10 protein-coding genes are annotated in these 21,865 nt (G+C 56.1%); 8 read left to right on the forward strand and 2 right to left on the reverse strand.

Annotated elements, in window-relative coordinates; translation table 11 throughout:
* Window positions 1–70: 70 nt before the first annotated feature.
* Window positions 71–1,399, reverse strand: a complete 1,329-nt coding sequence (locus tag BLO43_RS08075; protein ID WP_254773390.1) for a DegQ family serine endoprotease — start codon at window positions 1,397–1,399, stop codon at window positions 71–73.
* 78 nt (window positions 1,400–1,477) lie between these two features.
* The gene (ttcA, locus tag BLO43_RS08080) at window positions 1,478–2,362 is read right to left on the reverse strand and encodes a tRNA 2-thiocytidine(32) synthetase TtcA (RefSeq protein WP_090906632.1); all 885 of its coding nucleotides are present in this window, start codon (window positions 2,360–2,362) and stop codon (window positions 1,478–1,480) included.
* A 565-nt stretch (window positions 2,363–2,927) separates the two neighbouring features.
* Here ttcA and BLO43_RS08085 point away from each other — a divergent pair.
* The 8 genes from BLO43_RS08085 to BLO43_RS08120 all read left to right on the forward strand — a co-directional run bounded on the left by BLO43_RS08085 (window position 2,928) and on the right by BLO43_RS08120 (window position 21,844).
* Entirely contained in the window at window positions 2,928–3,731 is an 804-nt protein-coding gene (locus BLO43_RS08085) for an FxDxF family PEP-CTERM protein (RefSeq protein WP_090906633.1), read from the forward strand.
* Between the two features lie 121 nt (window positions 3,732–3,852).
* Window positions 3,853–5,184 carry a substrate-binding domain-containing protein gene (locus BLO43_RS08090; RefSeq protein WP_090906634.1) on the forward strand — a complete coding sequence of 444 codons (1,332 nt, stop codon included), beginning with the start codon at window positions 3,853–3,855 and terminating at the stop codon, window positions 5,182–5,184.
* A 361-nt stretch (window positions 5,185–5,545) separates the two neighbouring features.
* Window positions 5,546–15,952 (forward strand): filamentous haemagglutinin family protein, encoded by a 10,407-nt coding sequence (locus tag BLO43_RS08095; protein ID WP_090906635.1) that lies wholly within the window; start codon window positions 5,546–5,548, stop codon window positions 15,950–15,952.
* A 990-nt stretch (window positions 15,953–16,942) separates the two neighbouring features.
* Complete coding sequence (locus BLO43_RS08100; protein WP_175443896.1) at window positions 16,943–18,589, forward strand: ShlB/FhaC/HecB family hemolysin secretion/activation protein; 1,647 nt, start codon at window positions 16,943–16,945, stop codon at window positions 18,587–18,589.
* Between the two features lie 42 nt (window positions 18,590–18,631).
* Window positions 18,632–20,314 (forward strand): DUF2341 domain-containing protein, encoded by a 1,683-nt coding sequence (locus BLO43_RS08105; RefSeq protein ID WP_090906637.1) that lies wholly within the window; start codon window positions 18,632–18,634, stop codon window positions 20,312–20,314.
* 14 nt (window positions 20,315–20,328) lie between these two features.
* A complete protein-coding gene (locus BLO43_RS08110; protein WP_074631083.1) occupies window positions 20,329–20,739 on the forward strand; it encodes an ExbD/TolR family protein in 411 nt (136 codons plus the stop codon).
* Entirely contained in the window at window positions 20,739–21,143 is a 405-nt protein-coding gene (locus BLO43_RS08115) for an ExbD/TolR family protein (RefSeq protein ID WP_090906638.1), read from the forward strand. The genes BLO43_RS08110 and BLO43_RS08115 overlap by 1 nt, the downstream gene beginning before the upstream one ends.
* A complete protein-coding gene (locus BLO43_RS08120; protein ID WP_090906639.1) occupies window positions 21,143–21,844 on the forward strand; it encodes a TonB C-terminal domain-containing protein in 702 nt (233 codons plus the stop codon). The genes BLO43_RS08115 and BLO43_RS08120 overlap by 1 nt, the downstream gene beginning before the upstream one ends.
* Window positions 21,845–21,865: the final 21 nt, after the last annotated feature.

Here is a 21,865-nt window from a genome sequence, read left to right on the forward strand (position 1 = left end):
ACCGCGACCGTGCAGAACGAGCAGTGTCGATTTGAGCGCGAGGCGGCATGCAGACGCCATGAAAAAATGTTTAGCGGATGACAATTGTCAGCCTGAAGTCCCCGCGCAACAGATCGAAAATGAGGGCATCTTCGCTTGCTTTCAGAACTGCAAGGAGCTCCTGTATCGAGCGTACTTTCCTGCGATTAACTCCGATGATGATGTCTCCCGGCCTGAACCCATGCAGCCAGGCAGGACTATTGGCATCCACCTCGGTCACCAGCACACCTTCAGTTCGCCCGCGACCCGCTTTGAGATTTGCTACTGCCGCACCCGCAAGCTGAGGCACCGCTACCGCCCCGCTACCGGCCAATTCAGGCGGCTTGTCGATCTTTATTTTTACGGTCAGAGGCTTGCCATCTCTTATCAGCCTGAGGTCTATTGTTTCTCCAATCGGCCTCATCCCTACTTTATTGCGCAAATCCACGGCACTGCGCACCGCGCGCCCGTTGATCGCCGTTACCACGTCACGTGGCTTCAACCCCCCCTTTTCCGCAGGCGAGCCGGGGTCAACCGTGCTGATGATGGCGCCTTCGGTGGAGGCCAATCCCAGAGAGGATGCAAGATCGTAGGTGATATCTTCACCGTTCGCGCCCAGCCTGCCGCGGCGCACCTCTCCAAAGCGCACAATCTGATCCAGCACCGACTTGACCATCGCGCTTGGCACCGCGAAACCGATGCCGACGCTGGCACCGGAGGGGCCGATAATGGCCGTGTTGATACCGATCAACTCCCCTTTGAGATTCACCAGTGCGCCGCCGGAGTTGCCCGGATTGATGGATGCATCGGTTTGTATGAAATCCTCGTACCCTTCGATATCAAGTCCGCTTCTGCCCAACGCGCTGACGATACCGGAAGTGACGGTCTGTCCCAGACCAAACGGGTTGCCGATAGCCACAACAAAATCCCCTACCTTAAGCAAATCGGAATCACCGAGGCTCAGAGCCCGCAAATTCTTTGCTTCAATTTTCAGTAAGGCAATATCGGTGCCGGGATCCGTTCCCACCAGCTTCGCCTGAAACTGCCGCCTGTCCTTGAGCGTGACAAGAACCTGCTGGGCATCCTTGACCACATGAAAATTGGTAACGACATACCCTTTAGCCGCATCCACGATCACCCCCGATCCGGCGCTGCGCTCGGGACGGGCTGCCTGATCAGGAAGTTCGAAAAAGCGGCGAAAAAATGGATCGCGAAACAATGGATTGTCTTCGATGGCGGAGCGGGTCTGCACCGAAATATTTACCACGGCCGGCGTCACGTCCTGAAGCAGCGGAGCCAGCGAAGGAACGCTACTCTTGTTATCGAACGGCAGAGCAGAGCGTGTGGGCAACGCTGTCGTTAGCAAAACAAGGAAAACCATTGGGAATATAACGAATCTGAACAATCTCTTCATCGACATGCCGGGCAATTTCATTCAGTCAAATTGAAGTACCGGAATTCAGCTTTTGTTCAAGCTCAGGATTTCCGCCATCGCAGGCTCGAATGTTTCCGGGTCAAACGCCTTATCGCCATCAGCGACAGGTCCGTTTCCCGTTTTAAGCCCGCAAAAATCATAGAGCGTGGGATCAGCCAAATGCGAAGGCTGCACGTTCTGCAATGCCGTAAACATCGTCTCCAGCCTGCCGGGAAATTTCTTATCCCACTGTTGCATCATTTCTTTTACCGCCTGCCGCTGGAGATTTTTTTGAGAGCCGCACAGATTACAGGGAATGATCGGGAAATCTTCAATCTGGGCATAGGTTTCCAGGTCTTTCTCCTTGCAATAGGCAAGCGGACGAATCACGATATGCTGGCCATCATCACTCACCAGCTTGGGCGGCATGGTCTTCAGCTTGCCGCCGTAAAACAGATTGAGGAACAGCGTTTCAAGAATATCGTCGCGATGATGCCCCAGCGCGATTTTTGTCGCTCCCAGTTCGCCTGCAACGCGATACAACACCCCCCGGCGCAAACGCGAGCACAGGCTGCAAGTTGTTTTACCCTCCGCAATGACACGTTTCACCACGCTATAGGTATCTTGTTCGACAATGCGGAAAGGCATGTCAATGCTGGTTAGATAGCCCGGCAATACATGCTCGGGGAAACCGGGCTGCTTTTGGTCCAGATTGACCGCAATCAATTCGAACGGCAATGGCGCGTGGGCCTGCAAGCTGCGCAGGATATCGAGCAACGCATAGCTATCCTTGCCACCCGATAGGCACACCATCACCCGGTCTCCCGCCTCGATCATATTGAAATCGGCAATGGCTGTACCGACAAGGCGCCTCAGCCGTTTGTGCAGCTTATTAATATTATGTTGTTCTTTTCTGGATACGATTTCCATTTTTTTATCTCATCGCTCGAAAGCATTGATTTGCCCGAATATACTAGATGCCATAAAACCCGGACGAGGCCCGGACGATCAGCAGCGCTCTACTTCTGGATCAACTCGCCGCTAGATTTTAAGGAAAATCTTCCGGATAGCAACAGTTTGTTCGGAAATCCTTTCCAAAAGCCGCCTCAGGCACGAAAGAAACGTGCTCCGACAGCTCCTTAGTTACGACTATTGCCCACGAAGTCTGGTGGCACAAACTGGACCTCAACACGCCTCATCAAATGCCGTCATTCATGCCACTTTGATAATTTTCGGGGCAGGCTGATGAAATATCCGGGCTACAAACAACATGACTAAAAGTCAATACGTTACATTTTTTTGTACTTTGTGAATTTCTTGGTTCATGTTTATCCTCTGAACAGGAATTATACGAATCATTTGCCGATAAATATTCAGATTATGAAAGCAACTCATTTCCTAATGCGAATATGTTGTTTTCATTTATGAAAATTTCCCCCTACGATGCAAGTGCAGTTCGGTTACTTCATAAATTTGAAATCAAGGAGTGCTTTTAATGAAATCTAACAAGATCAAATATCTCGCGGCTGTGGTGGCGCTAGCCACTTCAGGCTCTGCTTTTGCCGCATATACGGGTACAACGGGGAATAGCTCGGTATTGTTCAATGCGTATGAGTCCGTGAGCGGTTATACCTTTGCATGGGATACCGGTTTGCGCAAGGATGACATCACCGCATCATCGTCGTTCTCTCACAACCTGGCTGCAGACGCAAACTGGAATTCGTTTCTCTCCGCCGTGGGTGCCTCCCATGTAGCGGATATCAAATGGAACCTGATAGCAGCGGATACCAATTCCGGTTCGCTAGATGGGGACCCTATCAGCTTCCTGACAACGGGAGCCGCTGACGGCGTTCCCAACGGCACGCGTAATGCTCAACTGAATTCCTGGGTTGGCAATGTAAATTCATATATAACTGCAGCAAGCTCGGTAGGCGCGAACGGCGGCCAAGGCGCCATAGACGCCCCGGGGTTTGTGGGGGGAAATACCTACCTGCATCTGAAAGACGGCTCCGCCGACTTTGCATCATATGAAGTTGCGCATGGCTCCAATTGGAATACTAAAGCTAATTTCGATACAACTGCGGGATTAGGAGAGAGCCTGAGTTTTTACGAAATCACAAAAAATGGGACCTCCAATACCGCTATCGTGAATGCGGCGTTATTGGGTACGGTGACACTGAGCAGCGCCGGAGAGCTTAGCGTTTCTCCTGTCCCGGAAGCTGAAACCTGGGCGATGCTTCTGGCCGGTCTGGCTCTGGTGGGCACTATCGCCCGGCGCCGTTCCAACTCCCTGTCCTAGATTTAAAACAACTCACTCCCCGTTTGTAAAAAGCCCGGCACACTTTCGCCGGACGGGGAGTAGCTTTGCCCGAATAATTCCAAAATATTCGGCATTCAACTTATTTTAAAAGGATATTGAAATGAAACAGAAACTGAAACTTTTCGCTGCCTCCCTGGCGCTGGCCTTTACCGGCCAGTCATATGCGGTGGGTCCTACCGTCACGCCGGACCTGATCCTCTACACAGGTGGGGGCGCAGAGCAAAACAATGTGTTTGAGACCATCGCCAAGTCGTTATTCACCCCGGGCACCATAGACTACTACACTGATGATGCGGGCAATGCCAAGGGCAGGTCATTCCGTGCCGTATACGGCAAGCTTGCCGCCGCTGCCGGGTCCCTGCCGGCTGGCTCGAACGTTCTGATTGTCTATCGCTCCCTCGGAGGCGTATTTGCCAACGGCATCGGTCCACTGGTTCGCGGCCAGACCCTGCCTTACTACCGGGTTATCGGCAACGCGACGCTTATCAGCGCCGGCGGCAATCCTTCCTATCGGATCACTAATACCGGCCTGACGGATCCCAAGGCGCCGGATATCGGTCTTGCGAATGAAGAGCTGGCGCTTTTCACCGGTTTAAACCTGCCTTCCGGCGTCTCGCCCGTCACTGCAGCCGAGTTGAGCCATGTTACATCCCAGCCGCTTTATGCCGTCGTGAACGGCATTGCGGTCACCAACAACCTGGCGACGCAGCGGCCCAATGGTTTCAGCAAGGCTGAAATCGCGGCGATCCTTTCAGGCGGTATCCAGGATTGGAGCCAGCTGAGAAATGCGACGGATACCGGAAATCTGCCAGCGGGTCCTGTGGTGGTGATCGACCGGAACTTCGGTTCAGGTGCCAAAGCGGCCGCCAACCAGTACTTCCTGAATAACCCGGGCGGAGCCGCCTTTGGGGGTACCGTAGATCCAATCAATCTGTCGGGTGATTTGGGCGATCCAGTGAATTATAGCGAATACACCGTGCGCACTGAACCTAGCGCCGGCAACGTACCAGGCGTCCTGGACGGCGTATTCGCCAAGGGCCAGCGCGCAATCGGCATCCTCGGCCTGGAAAATATTCCGACCGGAGCCAGCAATTGGCAATTCACGAGCATCGATGGCGCAAGCGTCGGCACCACCACCTTCAACAAGGCACAGGCAATCAGCGGGCGGTACGACTACTTCTATCAGGCTTCCGTCAATACGCGCAAGAATGCGGTGAACGGCCAGCGCTATAACCAGAGTGGCACTGCCTGGGGCGCCGTAACCACCGCCTTCATCAACAAGGCGCTGGATCCGGCCGTGATCACCACCGTTCCCGGCACGATCCTTGATCCCATCACGTTCCCTGAAACGGGGAATGCCGCACTGGATGCCTTCCGCGCCAAAGGTACCCGCTTCGGCAATTCGACCGCTCCACTGCAACTGGTGGAGTAAGAAGGTCACCACGGGGCCCCGCGTTCTGCGGGGTTCTGGTTGGAGCCCTGCGTCCTGCAAGGCGTTTTGGCTTGAGATCCCCACGTTCTGTGGGGATTTTTCGGTTTTTGATCGGTAGAGATGACTGCTAAAACAGCAAATATCCGCCGTGTTTATAACTGGTTGAAAGTGCTTACTTCAGGAATTTTTTTATTCGCGACAATCCCGCCCCACGTTGGATAAAGATTAATCCTGAATTCTGTAATTGATCGTCATTTTCTTGATAGCTTCATGATCCATAATGAATTTTTTATATATGTTGATTTTCGCCGTGTTAGCGATACCGCTACAACTGCCGAATTCTGGTTAAAGGGTTTACCACATGAAATCACCGCGACACAATTTGGCCAAATGCTCCCGTCCCGAGCACTTGCGTCACCGATTAACCACTAGCTTCAAATTGCTGTGGGCGGCCAGCGCGGTGATGCAGGCATGGTCGAATGTAGCTTACGCCATCGACCCGGCGTCATTGCCGACGCCTTGCGCGGGCGGTGCATGCGGCGCTGGCGGCGATCTGCCTTTCGTGGGCCACGGCCAGATAGGTCATGGCGGCATGCCCGAGATCAACGGCCACACCATGACGGTGCACCAGTTAAGCGAACAAGCCATTCTCAACTGGAAAGATTTTAATATCGGCGCCGACAAGGCGGTGGTCTTTGACCAGCCCAGCGTCACCGCGTCTACCCTGAACCGCGTGTGGGGACCGGATGTCAGCACGATTGCCGGACAATTAAGAGCGAACGGTCAAGTTTACCTGATCAACCAGAACGGCGTTCTCTTTGCCAACGGCGCACAGGTCGATGTTGGCGGGTTGGTCGCGTCAACTCTCAATATCAAGGATTCAACTTATCTTGGAGGGTTACTCACGGGCAACACAGGTGTAATAGATAATACATTCCCGGCAGTATTTGAAAGTGGGACAGGTTTCACCGGCAATATCGAAATCAAACCGGGTGCCATTCTCGCTACCGCCAACGGCGGGCGCATTATGCTACTGGCGCCCACGGTCACCAATCAAGGAAAGATCAGCACACCGGACGGGCAGGCCATATTGGGCGCTGGAAAAACCGTCTATCTGGCCGCCAGTAGCGACCCGGCGCTGCGTGGCCTGCTCATCGAGGTGGATGCGGGCGGGCTAACCAATTCAACCGCCAGCAACCAGGGGACAATCACGGCGGAACGCGGCAACATCACCCTGGCGGGGCTGCTGGTGAATCAATCCGGCCGCCTGACTGCAACGACTTCGGTGAATGCCAATGGATCTATTCAACTGTCCGCCGGGGACGTTTCGCGGCGAAACCCATTGGATAGCAGCCTTTCCGCTGGATTTGTCAATGTTGCGGAAAATGGCAGCAACAAACTGTTGCCCAATCAGGGCGGCACTTTAACGTTGTTCCATGGTAGCGTCACCGAGATCATCGCCGATGCGACTGACAAAAAAACCGTCACCGATACTCAGGTTTTCCTACCCTCAGCAGTGTCATTAGTCGGCAAAGAAATAACCCTGCAGGGGAACGCCTCCATTATTGCACCGGGTGGCAACGTAAGCGCATTGGCGGCAGATAATCCTTACGACCGGATTCGCGATCGCAATAACGCTAAGCCGGCACTCATCGAGCCCGACGGCAGTCGCATCTACCTCGACACGGCCAGCCGCATTGATGCTTCCGGTTTGCAAGGCGTGCAGCTCTCCGCCGAACGCAATTTGGTTCAAGTAGAGCTGCGCTCGAACGAGTTGCAGGATGCCCCCTTGCAACGCAACGGCTTTCTGAAAGGCAAAACGGTCACGGTCGATCTCCGCAAAGGCACTCCGCTGGCGGACATCACTCCATTCCGTAATAATCTCAGCCGTGGGGTTTCCGAAAAACTCACGCAGGCCGGCAGTATTTCGCTGGATTCGGGCGGTGATGTGATCACCAAAGATGGCTCCATCCTCGATGTCTCCGGCGGCACCATCCAGTATCAACAGGGACTTGATCGCACCACGACGCTGCTGGGGAGCGATGGGAGAATCTACAATATCGCCGACGCACCCATCGACATCAATTACGTCGGCTTTGCGGACGGATATACCGTCACGTCGGGCAAATGGGGTACCACCACCATCGTGGCGACACCCCGCCCGGTATTGCAGGGATACACGGAAGGACAATCCGCGGGGACGATCTCCGTAAGTACGCCTTGGGCGGCACTGCAAGGGGCGTTGCGGGCGCATGCAACCCCGGGACTGTTGCAGCGCATTGAGGCCGACCTGCCCAAGGGTGGCACGCTGGTGATTGGCGAAGCCAGCCAGGAAGTAAACGGAGGGGAAACCCCGGATTTCCGCGCCCGGAACATTGTACTAAGCCAGTCGGCTCCCAGCCTACCGCAGGGATTCGATTCTGGTACCCCAGCGCCGCCTGAATCCCGGCAAAGCCTGCAGCTATCGACTGATTTGATAAAACAGGGCGGTTTCTCCAGCCTGCACTTGTTCAGCAATGACACGATCACACTCCCTACTGCCGCGGATTTGCGGCTTTCGCCCGGCGGAGCCTTTTCCGCGCTGGCAACCTCGGACATTAATGTAGCCGGCAACATCACTATTCTTTCAGGCGAGGTCAGCCTGAAAAGCCGGGAAGATAGCGTTCACCTGGCTCCGGGCACGCAAATCGACGTGCGCGGTGGATGGGTCAACAACTCTCCGCTTATTTTCGCCACCGCAGATAATGCGCCCCTGTTGCTCGACGGCGGAAAGGTGACTTTGACCGCCCTCAAGAATGTGGTGGTCGGGGCCAGCAGCCAGATCGATGTATCCGGCGGCGGATGGGTGGATAGTAATAACAAACTGACTGCGGGAAAGGGCGGAAACATCCAGTTGAATTCGACGAGTGTTGATAACGCCGGCAATATGCTGGGCACGGTTGAAATGCAGGGAAGACTGCTGGGTTATGGACTATTCGACGGCGGCACGCTCGCCGTCACTGCCCCCACGGTCAGGATAGGCGGAGCGCCTTCAGGAAACACCGGGGAATACTGGGTCGATCCGGCCGCCTTCCGCCAAGGCGGCTTTGCGTCGTATAGCCTGACTGGTGTAAACAACCTGGAGATTGTGGCCGGTACGCAGATCCGCCCGCAAATGCAGAACTGGATACCGGACGCGAGCTACCTGATCAGGCCGACTGGAACCGCCATGTCGGCTTTCAGCCGCATCGGTACGCTGGATGAGTTGTTCCGCAGCCCGGTTAGCCTGACGCTGGCATCGACCAGCGCCCTGAGCCGGCTGGGGCTGGGCAACCTGACCATGGGGACGGGCGCATCCATCATCACAGACCCCGGCGCTTCGGTATCGCTTTCAGCCCGCGAAAATCTAAAGGTATTGGGTACCATCGATGCGCCGGCGGGTCATATCAGCCTGCGGGTCGCACCAGGAGTGATCGTCGGATCCGATGACGTTGCCGGAGGTGAAGGATTCGTAATCAATCAGCATCTTCTGCTGGGCAGTAGTGCTAGGCTACAGACAGGCAGTGTGGCACAGATCCGGAAGGATAGTGCGGACGGCCTACGTAAGGGCAGGATGCTGGACGCGGGCAGCGTAATCTTAAGCGCGAATAAAGGCGATCTGATTCTAGAGTCCGGATCATTGATCGATGTTTCCGGAGCCAGGGGCGAGATAGATCAGTTCACTACCACAGGCGTGCAAACCATCGCCATTGCCGGAGCGGGAGGTGAAATCAGCCTGCAGGCACGGGAGGGCATGGCTGTCAACGGTAGTTTGCTTGGTAAAGCAGCACCCGTTCCGGGCAGCGCCGCAGGCAGATTGTTCATCGGGCTGGATTTATACGATCGTTCCCAAAATCCCAATGCTTCGATTAGTGGTAGCATAGTCTTCTTTCCGACCCAGGATCGTATCCTGACCCTCACTTCGGATCCAGCCACGGGCCTGCCGACCTCACCCGCCAATGGCACTGCTCGGATCAGCGCTGGCCAGCTCCATACCGGGGGATTCGACCAGATCGAACTCAAAAGCACGGACGTAATCGCAATCGATGGTAGCGTGGATCTCGGCGCCAAGCGTAGCCTGATACTGGATGCGCCGGTGCTGAGGGGAAATCCGGGCGCATCCGCCAACCTGCAAGCGGCATATGTGGCATTGGGAAATTTCGATGGAAAAAACCAGCCCGGGGCAGGCACGTTGCCGGTACGCGACCCGGCAACTGGCAATGCGACGCTGACAGTCAGCGCCAAGCTGGTGGATATCCGCGGCAACAGCCTACTCGACGGATTTTCCACCGCACGCTATCACAGCGACGGCGATATCCGGTTTTCCTACAGCTTGACCGATTCAACTACCAATTTTACGGGTTCGCTCAAAACCGCCGGTGACCTGATATTCCAGGCGGCTCAGCTTTACCCTGTAACCCGGGCGAATTTCACCCTCAATCCGGAGGGCGCCTATGCGCCTGGTGCGGTAACCTTCTTATCCAATGGCAGCAGCCTGAGTGACACACCGCTTTCAGCGGGCGGCAAGCTTACGGTCAACGCCACTACCATCAACCAGGCCGGGGTAGTGCGTGCGCCGCTGGGGCAGATCGCCTTCAATGCGACCGGCGGCGTCACACTGCAGGATGGCAGCGTGACCTCGGTATCCGGCGATGGCAAGCTAATCCCTTTCGGCAACGTGCAGAATGGAAAATCCTGGGTGTACCAGGTCGACCCGGCAACATCAAACCTCATCTCATCACCGTTAGCGAAGCAAATATCCTTGAATGCGCCCGCCGTGACTATCGCTAGTGGTGCAAGGGCTGATCTTTCCGGCGGCGGCGACCTGTATGCGTATGAATTCGTGGCGGGACCGGGCGGTTCGCAGGATGTACTGGATAGCCGTTATACCGCGGCCATTCTCCCCGCCTTCAGTTCAACCACCTCACCATCGGTATTTGCTCCGCTCGACCATCAGTATCAGATCGGCTCCGGGGTGAGCGTCGGTGACACGGTCTATCTGAGCGGCGTGCCCGGCCTGGCAGCGGGCTATTATGTGCTGCTTCCGGCCCGTTACGCCCTGTTGCCGGGCGCGTACGCGATTTCCACCGTGAAGGGGGTACGGGATATGCCGCTTCCCGCGCTTACCGCCGCACTTGGGTACCAGGATCTTCCACTCGGGACCGTGTTCGCGCAGATGGATGGATCCAGTATCGTAGCCGGGCGTACTGCAGTTGCAGGCACGGATATTGCCGACAGCCGAACCTCCCTGTTTCACGTCACGCCTGGCAGCGTAGTACGAACGCAATCGCAATATAACGACAGTTTCTCGAACCAGTTTTTCTCTGAAACGGCAGTTTCCGCCGGAGCGGTCATTCCCAGAATCGCCGCGGACGCTGGACAGCTCCAGCTTGCCGCCACCGATGCACTATTATTGAATGGCACTATCGGTTTCAGCACGGCCACCTTCGTCGTTGGGAAGGATGCGAAGGGTAACGCCATTGTGCGCGATGGCCGTGGTGGCGAGGTATCAGTGGAAGCCCCCTCCATCAGTCTGGTGGACAGTCTGGGTCCGGACGACGGTACGTTACAGTTGCAGACTTCGGGACTCAACAGCCTAGGCGCCCAAAGCCTGCTGATAGGCGGGAGACGCACCACCTCTTCTTCAGGCGATCAGCTCACAGTGGGCGCCGAGCGGGTCGAACTGCGCAATAGCACGGCGGCCACCCTGCTCGCGCCGGAAATCATCCTGGCGGCAAAGCAGCAAGTCGTCGCAAGGTCCGGCAGCTCCATTCGCAGCCAGGGAACACTGGATAACAGCGCCGGCGCGCTGCAGGTGAACGGAGATGGCGCCCTGCTTCGCGTCGCGGAGGCGCCTCAGCCCAACTTCAACCGTGTGATCGCAGATCCCTCAGCAGCCTTGCTGGGCACCTTGATCGTGGAAGATCAGGCAAGGATCGCGAGCACCGGCAGCGTTATCCTGGATGCCGCGGCGGATAGCCGGATCGCACCTTCCGCCCGCATCGACGCCCACGCCATCGCGCTCTCGTCAAGCAGGGTCAGTATGGGCGATACGCCCGCTGGTACGCCGGGCGGCGGTCTCAACCTGAGCTCCTCGCTGCTGTCAAGCCTTAGCGAACTCACCGAACTGACCGTGCGCAGCTACAGCACCATCGATTTGTATGGCTCCCTGGTCTTGGGAAGTATCGATGCGGATGGCAAGCCGCGTCTCGACAATCTTCATCTCGATGGCTGGGGGCTGGTGGGTCATGGTGCCGATAACAAACTATTGCAGGCGGCTTCCGTCAATCTGACCAACCTCAATCAGGCGGCTTGCGCCACGGCGTGCACGAGCGACGGCAGCGGCAGCCTGACCGTTCTTGCGCTCAATGGCGATGCGCCCAGCTCCGGCCGTCTGTTCATCGGTGAAGGCGAAAAACACATCAATGGCTTCTCCTCCGTACATATCCAGGCGCGGAAGGATATTGTAGCGACCGGTGATGGCAAGCTCGATCTGGCGAATGCGGGCGATCTGCAATTGCAATCGGCGCGACTGGGCGCATCGACCGGCGCGGACCAAAGTATCACCAACGTGGATGGAAGGGTAGATATCGATCAAGCAGGTACGGGTACCGGCGCCGGTACAGCACTGGTGGAAGCCGGCATAGGCGGAAAACTTGCGATCAGCGGCACACAAATCAGCCAGGGCGGCTTGATCTCGGTACGCGCCGGGGAACTGACACTGCAAGCCACCGGTGATCAATCCGAGGACAACGTTACCCTGCAGGCGGGCTCGCGCATCGAAGCCTCGGGCGTCGAGAAGAAACTGGGGGGGATAAGCGCTTATGCCCCCGCAGGCAAAGTGAGCCTCCAGTCCGCCAGCGGTAACGTCGATATCAAAGCAGCGGCCGGGACGCTATCCGCCGCCGTGGTTGATCTCGCCGGCGCGACAGACGCGGCCGATGGTGACGTGGGCGGCAATGGCAGCGATGCCGGGACTTTATCCATCAAGGCCGGGCACGGCACCCTGTTCCTGGGTGGTGATCTGCGAGCCGGCACCGATGCTCTCGGTAAGCGTCAAGGCACGTTCGAACTCGATGTCAGGAACCTGGGCAGCTACTCCGCGTTGAACCAGTCGCTGGCTGCCGGGGGCTTTACCCAATCGATCGATGCACGTATTCGCACCGGCGACATTCTGATAGCGGCCTCCGATATCGTGCACGCCCACCAGTACAAGCTTAGTGCCGACCAGGGGGCCATTACCGTTGCTGGCACCATCGACGCTGGCGGCGCCACCGGCGGGCGGATCGAGCTTTATGCAAAAAATACTATGACGTTGGCCAATGGCGCGACCTTGCGCGCGGATGCGACAGCGACCGGCGAGCAGGGCGGAAAAGTCGTGCTGGGCACGGCAGCGGGCACGCTCGACCTTCAAACCGGCAGCCAGATCGATGTCGGCGCCGGCACAGGAGGTGGGGGGGGCGAAGTGCTGCTGCGCGCACCGCGTACCGGCAGCGGTGCAGGTGATGGCGTGGCGGTGAGTGGGCTGAATTCGGCTATCCAGGGCACTTCCGCCACAGTGCTGGAAGCAGTCCAAGTTTACCGTAACGTAGATACGCTGACCGCGGGCGCCACGAACGGCACCACGCTAGGGTTCGGTCAGATCGATGCCGATATTGCAAGCTTCATGGCTCACAAGAATACGATCCTGACTACATTGGGCAAAGGCGGCGACAGTACCTTCCACATCCGGCCCGGGGTGGAAGTTCTATCCCCCGGCAACCTGACAGTCGACAGCGACTGGAATCTCTATTCGGCCAGCCGTGCCGGAGACGAACCGGGCGTGCTAACCCTGCGTGCAGGCGGCGATCTGATCGTCAAAGGCAGTATAAGCGATGGCTTTGCCACAGCTGCGCCGGGCGCCGCACTGGGGACCGGCCCCTCGTGGTCCTACCGGCTGGTTGGGGGCGCAGACTTATCCGGCGCGGACCCATTGAGTGTTACTACTACGCCGGATGGCCATTTCATTCTTGCACCCGGCAAGCTGATACGCACCGGCACTGGCGATATCGATGTCGTGGCCGCGGGTGATGTACGGCTTGGCTACGACCAAGCCACGGATAGCTTTACCCAGCCCAATGCCTCCGCTTCGGTGATCTATACGGCTGGAACAGCGGGTATCGCGATCGATCCAGATCTGTTCAAGCTGCCTGTCAATCGCCTGAATGCATCGCTGGGCGCAAACTACACTGTGGGTGGCGGGGATATCAGTATCCAGGCGGGACAGGACATTACCAGCGCGCCCAGCAAGCAACTGGTCGCCGATTGGCTATGGCGCCGCGGCAAAGTCAACACCGATGGCGATGGCACCATAGCCGCAAACCAGAACACGACCTGGTGGGTCAATTTTGCCAGCTTCCAACAAGGGATCGGCGCACTGGGCGGCGGCGATATCGCGGTAAAAGCCGGCAATAACATCAATAACCTCTCCGCCGTGATTCCAACCAACGGGCGGCTCGCAGGTGCGGCCGGTTCCGTCCCCGATCCCGCCAACCTGGTGATACAGGGCGGCGGCGATCTGACCCTGCTGGCAGGCGGGGATGTCAACAGCGGCATGTTCCAGGTTGATCGCGGCCATGCACTGATCAGCGCCGGCGGATCGCTGGGTTCCGCACGTACCGTACAGGATACCGCTGACGGATCTTCCTCTGATACCACCCCTGTTTATACGCTGCTGGTGCTGGGCGACGGCAAAATCGATGTTCGGGCGCGCAAGGATGCTACACTGGAAGGAGTGTTGAACGCTACGACATTGCCTGCTGCTCGCGCTAACACACTCGGAAACAATCTAAACAATACGCCCACGTTTTTCTATACCTACTCAGCGACAAGCAAGCTTAATCTTGATAGTGTTGCGGGCAATCTGACGCTAAATAACAACGTTGGCGCGATCCTGGACAGCTTGCCCGCTAGTGGGTTAACCAAGGCTGGCTTCAAAAATCCGAACTTGCAGGTCTATCCTGCAGGCCTTGAGGCCGTAGCATTGTCGGGAAATGTGCAGGTCAATGAGACCCGTCTATTTCCTTCTCCCAGTGGTGGGTTGACTCTGCTGGCCAATGGCAACGTCACCTTTGGTGGCATGACACGAATATATGAAGCCGATCCCAGTCGCGTTGCCAACCCGCTCAGGCCGGCTCCATTTTTGAATGCCGTCGGCACTTCCACAATCCCGGGTTTAAGTGCAGACATTCATTTGGATACTGCTGCTTTGCCCATCCTTCCCTTATATAGAAATGATACTCAGCCAGCCCGCATTATTGCCGAGACGGGCAGTATTTTAGGTGACAGCCAACTGATTATCCTGCCCAAGCAAGCGCAATTCATTGCCGGCAAAGATATCAGTAATCTCAATTTGGATAGCAAAAATTTAAATGTGGATGATTTAACTCTGCTTCAGGCCGGCCGCGATATTATTTTCGACATCAGACAGGACGCAATCAGCAATAAACTGCTTGGCAATTATGACCGTATCCGCGTGGGAGGGCCGGGTTTGCTGGAGATACTGGCAGGACGCAACCTTGACCTGGGCAACAGCGCGGGTGTGACCACCCGGGGCAGCACCGACGACGCGCGCTTGCCGGCGGGTGGCGCCAGCATCGTCGCGGCAGCGGGCCTGGGCAGCGAAGCGACCGGGGGATTACGCACTCCCAATTACACCGCCTTCATAGACCGGTACCTCGTGGCGGGCGCCACGCAGTCAGGCACGCATCCGGCGGCGCTGACCGCCTATATGAGGCAACTTACCAGCCAGGGCGGTCTGACGGATGCACAAGCGCTCGCAGCGTTCCGCTCCTTGCCCGATCAACAGAAGCTGCCTTTCGTCTCCCAGGTTCTATACAGCGAATTGAGGACTACCGGCCTGGAGCATAATCTCAGCGGCGCCAGTTATGACCGCGGCTACGACGCCATCCAGACCTTGTTCCCGGCATCCGATTATGCCGGCGATATCAATCTCTTTTTCAGCCAGATCAAAACCGAACAGGGCGGCGATATCTCGCTGCTGGCGCCCGGCGGATCGGTGGTGGTAGGGCTGACCAACCCTCCGGCTGAACTGGGAGCGTTGAAAATCGATGAGTCTGTCAGACCCAATATTCCGGCGGCGGCCAATCTGGGTATCATGGCGTTTGGCGAGGGAGCTATCCGTGCTTTTGCCAAGGAGCATTTCACCGTCAATCGCTCACGTATCCTCACGCTGCAGGGAGGTGACATTCTGCTGTGGTCTTCCGACGGGAATATCGATGCCGGAAGAGGAGCGAAAACTGCATCGGCGGCGCCGCCGCCTGTGATACAGACGGATGCCAATGGCAACATATTTGTCAATCCCAGCGGCGCGGTCTCAGGCAGCGGCATCGGTCAATTGCTGACAGGCGCCGGAACCACTGTGGGTTCCGTCGATCTGCTGGCGCCCAGGGGTATCGTCGATGCGGGGGATGCGGGAATTCGCGTAGCTGGCAACCTGAATGTTGCAGCGGTGCAGGTAGTGGGCGCGGATAATATTCGTGTTGGCGGCGTGGCAACGGGGACTCCGGTTTCGGATAGCGGCGTACTGGCCGGCGCCGCGGCTGCAGGGTCCAGTGTTGGAGCGTCAGTTACAAGAACTGTCGATGATTTCGGGCGTGGTGCGGCAAGTACCAATAATTCCAGTCTGTCCAACACACGCCAGCTCATGCCTTCATTTATTCGCGTTGAAGTGCTGGGTCTGGGCGAATAATTATCCATAGGCGAAGCTATAGGAAACGCTTCACCCCTTTGATCACTCCGACCCAACTTCCCCGAAATTCGGGTTCGGTACGCTGCTCGCATTTCCATCATCCTGATCCGGCAGCAAAGCTTCCCCAGAAGGCAAGGGTCAAGTCAACTGAGAGATTTAGGGCCTGTTAACACTTATTTCGCACCCGCGTTGCTACACAAAAAACGCGGAGGCAAGGCGCGAAGCGCAGGCCATAGTAACCTATGGCCAAGCTTCGTAACGCGGCATCCACGTTTTTTGTGCGCAACCCGAAGGGACGGGACGGATTTCATCCAGCCCTTCGTTACTCGCCGCTTACGGAGGCCTGCTCCGCTGCGCGGCTCATGCCTCGTGCTGAATAAAATCCGTCGCCGTCGCGGGTGCGAAATAAGTGTTAACAGGCCCTAAGTTCATCTATCGCGCCGGTCCCTAATTCCCTTCCTTATCAGGCAAGCCTGGCAAAAAAGCCGGCGGCCACCACCTTCCCTTCACCGAATCGCATCTTCTATTTTTGGCCTCTTTTAGAGAAGAGCCCATGAATTCCCTTAGCATAAAAATTCATATTAAAACCATTTTTTGTAGGTTCATTTAAATCCGCTTCAATCGTATATTGCTATCCCGTCTGAATGCTTAATGAAGGAATGTCCGCATGATATGACTTTTGGTTGATTTAGCGGATATCCATGCGTAATGAATTTTTTTCGCATTTCCGCAGGCCTTCCCCCATGACGGCATATATGAGTCAGACGATGATTTGAATAATTTTGTAACAACGCATTCATCAATTGAATAAGGTCCTAAGGACAGGCAGCCGCAGCCCGCTTCGAGATTCGAGCGAAATGCTAACGCAATTTATTCTCATATGCATCTGGCATTAAAGCGAGCGCGGTCGCACGCCTATCCGCCGCTGTATTGATGAGGCAGGAAACAATACTGGGTCACCGAGTGTTTCATAATTTCAGGATATTTTGCTTGTTCGCACTAACCGCTGAATTCGGGTTCTGGTCAAGCGTTTCCATATCAGCGGAAACGCCTCAGCCTGCCCGTGAAGCAAGTACGGAAATCGCTGATGCCGAGAAGAAATTACTTTTCGATATTCTCGATATTCAGATTGAAGGAAACACCGTATTACCACAGATGGTCGTGGAGAGGATTATTTACCCTTTTATGGGAGAGCAAAAAACAATTGACGACCTGGAGGCGGCGCGCAAGGCGCTGGAGCAGACATACAAGGACAGCGGTTTCGTCACGGTCTTTGTAGATATTCCCGAGCAGGATGTCAAGGATGGTGTCGTTAGATTAAGCGTTACTGAAGGCAAGGTGGGACGTTTACGCATCAAAGACTCGCGTTACTACTCGCTGGGACTCATTCGTGAAGCGGTGCCCTCCCTTGCCGAAGGAAGCGTTCCCAATTTTCCGGTGGTTCAGAAAGAAATGGCCTCGCTGAACCGTTCCGCCGCCCTGCGTGTCTCGCCTGTACTGCGCGCCGGTACAACACCGGGCACCGTAGACGTCGATCTGAACGTCAAGGATCGATCTCCACTTTACGCAAGCATGGAGTTGAATGATCGCTTCAGTCCCAATACCAGCCGGTTGCGGCTGATTGGTACCCTCCGTTATGACAACCTCTGGCAGCGGCGGCATAGCCTGAATGCTCAATATCAGATTGCGCCGGAAAATCTTAATGAGGTTCAGGTCTTTTCGGGAACCTACCTGATGGGCCTCGGAAACAGCGGCATCATGCTCGCCGTCTATGGCGTCCACGCGGATAGCAATGTCGCGGTCCTGGGTAGTACAAACGTGATTGGCAAGGGTGATATCGTCGGAACCCGGCTCGTTCTGCCGTTAACCGGTTTGGATAATTATTACCATAGCCTGGCCCTAGGCTTCGACTACAAAAATTTCAAACAGGCGGTGCAACTGGGAACGGACAGCCTCAACACACCGATACGTTATTTCCCGATCAGCCTCCAGTACAACGGCACCCAGCAGGATACAAGCGGCACCACGCAACTGGGGTTGGGAGTCCACTTCTCAACACGCCCTTTGAGTGAGCGCAGGATAGAGTGCATACCAGGAGTTTATGAAGATCAGTTCGAGTGCAAACGGCATGGCGCCCAAGCTGATTTCATCTACCTTCGATCCGATTTGCAGCGCCAGCAAACCCTGCCGAAGGATTTTATTCTGTCGGGAAGAGTATCCGCACAGATAGCCAATCAGCCGCTCGTCAATAATGAACAGTTTAGCGCCGGGGGGGTCGAGACGGTGCGCGGCTACCCGGAATCCCAACTACTCGGTGACAACGGTTTTCAAGGCTCGGTGGGGCTGCAAACCCCCCGTCTGCCGGGGGATCTGATTGACTGGCGAATGCTTGTATTCGTCGACGGTGCTTATACCCATAACTACCAGACCCTGGACACCGATTTGTCATACGGCATCATGAGTACGGGATTTGGCATGAGGATCCGGTCGCCGGACAATCTGAAGGGCCTGAGGGGGCTTAGCGCTTTCAGCGGCGCACTTGATTTTGCCTGGCCTTTACGGAATTTCAGGAATAGCACCACCAACATCCAGACCGGAGATATGCGTGTGCATTTCAAAGTACTGCTCGAGATGTAGCGCATGCCGGTTCAGCTCGAATTATCAAGGATATATAGCCTGATGAATAAAGTATTTTTCTTATTGTTGGCCTTGCACTTCATTTCATTTTCTCCGGTTGCGGGAGCTTATTGGGACGAGGCATGGCCCGCCAGAGCAAAAATCACACTTAATCCGCAAGGTGGGGGGACGGCGGTGGATCAGGTGCCGGTGGCAGTACGCCTGCATTCAGGCAACTTCAATTTTCTGGATGCAGATGCAGATGGCGCCGATCTGCGATTTGTCGCGTCGGATGACAAGACCGAACTCAAGTTTCATATCGAGAAATTTGATTCCATCAACGAATTGGCGGTGATCTGGGTGCTGCTCCCTCAGATTAATCCGGCGGATAAGTCGGCACATTTCTGGCTCTATTACGGTAACGAGGCGGCTACCAGCGCAGCTGACAACAAGAGCAGCTGGGATTCAGGGACTGCGGCCGTTTTCCATTTCAGCGAGAAAGCGCTGCTGCAGGATGCCTCAGCGAATGGGTTGGCGGCAACCGGTGAAATAGCCGTGCAAAAGGCGGCCTTGCTTGGCGCGGCAGCCGTGTTCAATGGAAAGCCTCTTAGCATCCACCCTGCGCCTGCGCTCAAACTGGGAGCGGGAGGTAATTTTTCGTATTCCGCCTGGATCAAACCGGGCGCGCTGCCTCAGCAGGCAGTGCTGTACCGCCAAGAACCGCTTTCCCTCAGAATCGACAACCAGAAGCTGGTACTGGCGTCTGGTGCGACTGTCATTTCCGGCGGTGAAATCAAGGCCGCAGCCTGGCAGCATGTGGCCGTCACGGCAACCGCAGGCAAGGCCACGCTGTATGTGAACGGCGCACCGGTAGGGACAGGCGATCTTACGCTGCCGGATGCGCAGGGCGGCGTGGAGATCGGTGCCGGCTATACCGGCGAACTCGATGAGATTCAAATAGCCAATGTCGCTCGCGGTGAGGACTGGTTCAAGCTGGCCGCGGCAGGTCAGGGAATGGACAGCCAGCTGCTAAAAATCGGAAAACCTTCCACTGACGGCGAAGAAGAGGATGAAAGCGTTTCCTATTTCGGCATTCTTTTTCAAAGCCTGACCGTAGATGCGTGGGTGGTGATTATTATTCTTGCCGTCATGTTTGCGATCAGTCTGGCTGTTATGGTTGTGAAGGGCAAGCTGGTTGTTCGCACGGATCGCGGCAACCGTCTGTTCCTCGATCGTTTCGCAAATGCCGGCAGCGATGATCTGTTGACACTTGACGAGAATGAAAATTATCCCGATTCCACTCTATTCCATCTTTACGGCGCGGGGCTGAGGGAAATCCGCAAACGCTACACCAACGGCAATGAACTTACGCTGACGGGTGCATCCATTGACGCCATCAAGGCATCGATTGATGCCAATCTCATACGGGAAAACAAAAAGCTGAACGCCAACATGGTGCTGCTCACCATTGCCATATCCGGCGGCCCATTCCTGGGACTACTGGGTACGGTAGTGGGTGTGATGATTACCTTTGCCGCAATCGCCGCGGCGGGCGATGTGAACGTCAATGCCATCGCCCCCGGAATCGCTGCAGCGCTGCTGGCTACGGTCGCCGGTCTGGCGGTCGCGATACCCGCGTTATTTGGCTACAACTACCTGGCCAGCCGCATCAAAAACATCACAACTGATATGCAGATATTCGTGGATGAATTCGTAACCCGGGTCGCCGAGTTGTATGGACGCTAAGAAAGGACTGAATCATGTCTGGTGATGTCAAGGAAGACAACCAGCCTTACGACGAGATCAACATCACGCCGATGCTGGATCTTGCCTATGTGTTGCTGGTGATATTCATCATTATGACCACAGCATCAGTGCAGGGAGTGAAGGTAGAGCTGCCGCACACGCGTAACACGGCAAGCCTGGCCCAGCCGCAGACTCGTGCGATCACCGTCACGCTGGATGGAGCGGTTTACCTGGATGCGTACCCTGTGGATATGGTGATGCTGGAACAGCGCCTGAGCGAATTCAAAGGTAACAATCCTTCTCTGCCGGTGGTACTCAAAGCCGATGCGGCAGCACATTACGACAAGGTTTCCGAAGTGCTCGAGATCTGCAAGAAACTGGGCATTACGGAGATTGGCCTGGTCACTAAGAAGAGTTCCGAGTAATGCAGATACAGAACGAATCGCAACCCTACGACACCATTAACATCACGCCCATGCTGGATCTTGCGTATGTACTGCTAGTCATCTTCATCTTGATGACGACCGCGGGTGTGCAGGGTCTCACCATGAACCTCCCCAAGCCCTCCAGCAAACCCAGCACAGAGCAGCATGAAGTGAAAATCATCCAGGTACAGGAGGGCGGGAGCATGTTGATGAACGGCGTAGGGGTGAGTCTCGCCGAACTCGAAACCCACCTCAGTGCAACCAAAGCGCGAGACCCCAAGTTTGCCGTAATGATCAAGGGCGATGCCAAAGCGTCCTATGCGGGAGTAATTGCCGTGGTGGACCTGGTAACGCGCCTGGAGATTGAGAATGTGGGTTTGGTGACGGCAAAAATAGGAAGTTGATGGGCGGCCAGCTTCAAGGCATATCGATGCCCATAGCTAAAGGGACGGCGAAAAGGACGGCAGGGGGCAAGATCTGGCTGCGACGCATTGCGCTCGGGTTGGGGTTATTACTGGTGGTGGCAGGTATCGGCCTGGCTTTGAAGAACCTGATGACGGGAAATACCAGCCCCAAGAAAGCGGCGACCACCATAAAGATCATGCCCGATACGCCGCCTCCGCCGCCTCCCCCGCCACCAAAAGAACCACCTAAGGAGCAGCCAAAGGAGATGAAGGTTGAGCAGCCCAAGCCGCAGGAAGCGCCCCAGCCTCCGGCCGAAGCTTTAAAGATGGAAGGGGCGGCGGGTGACGGCCCAAGTCCGTTTCAGGCCGGTACGGTCACCAATGAGTACCAGGGAGGCACCACGATCGGCGGCAAAGACCCGTTCTCCTGGTTTACCGGATTGCTTAAAGGCCAGATCGAAAGTGCTTTGGCCAAGGATAGAGATCTAGCCAAGGGGGATTACCGGCTGGTGGTCAAGGTCTGGGTTGCCGGGAACGGAAAGATTGAGCGCTTCGAATTGGAAGGGAGCAGCGGGAACGCCCAGATAGACGGGTTGATCAAGGCAGCGCTGAATAATATCGCGCCACTTTCAGAACCGCCTCCGGCAAACATGCCGCAACCCGTGAGATTGAGAATCACCTCCCGATCAGCGGGCGGCTGATGAATGACGATGCAAGAGATA

The sequence above is a fragment of the Nitrosospira sp. Nsp13 genome, assembly GCF_900101945.1.
GTDB lineage: Bacteria > Pseudomonadota > Gammaproteobacteria > Burkholderiales > Nitrosomonadaceae > Nitrosospira > Nitrosospira multiformis_D.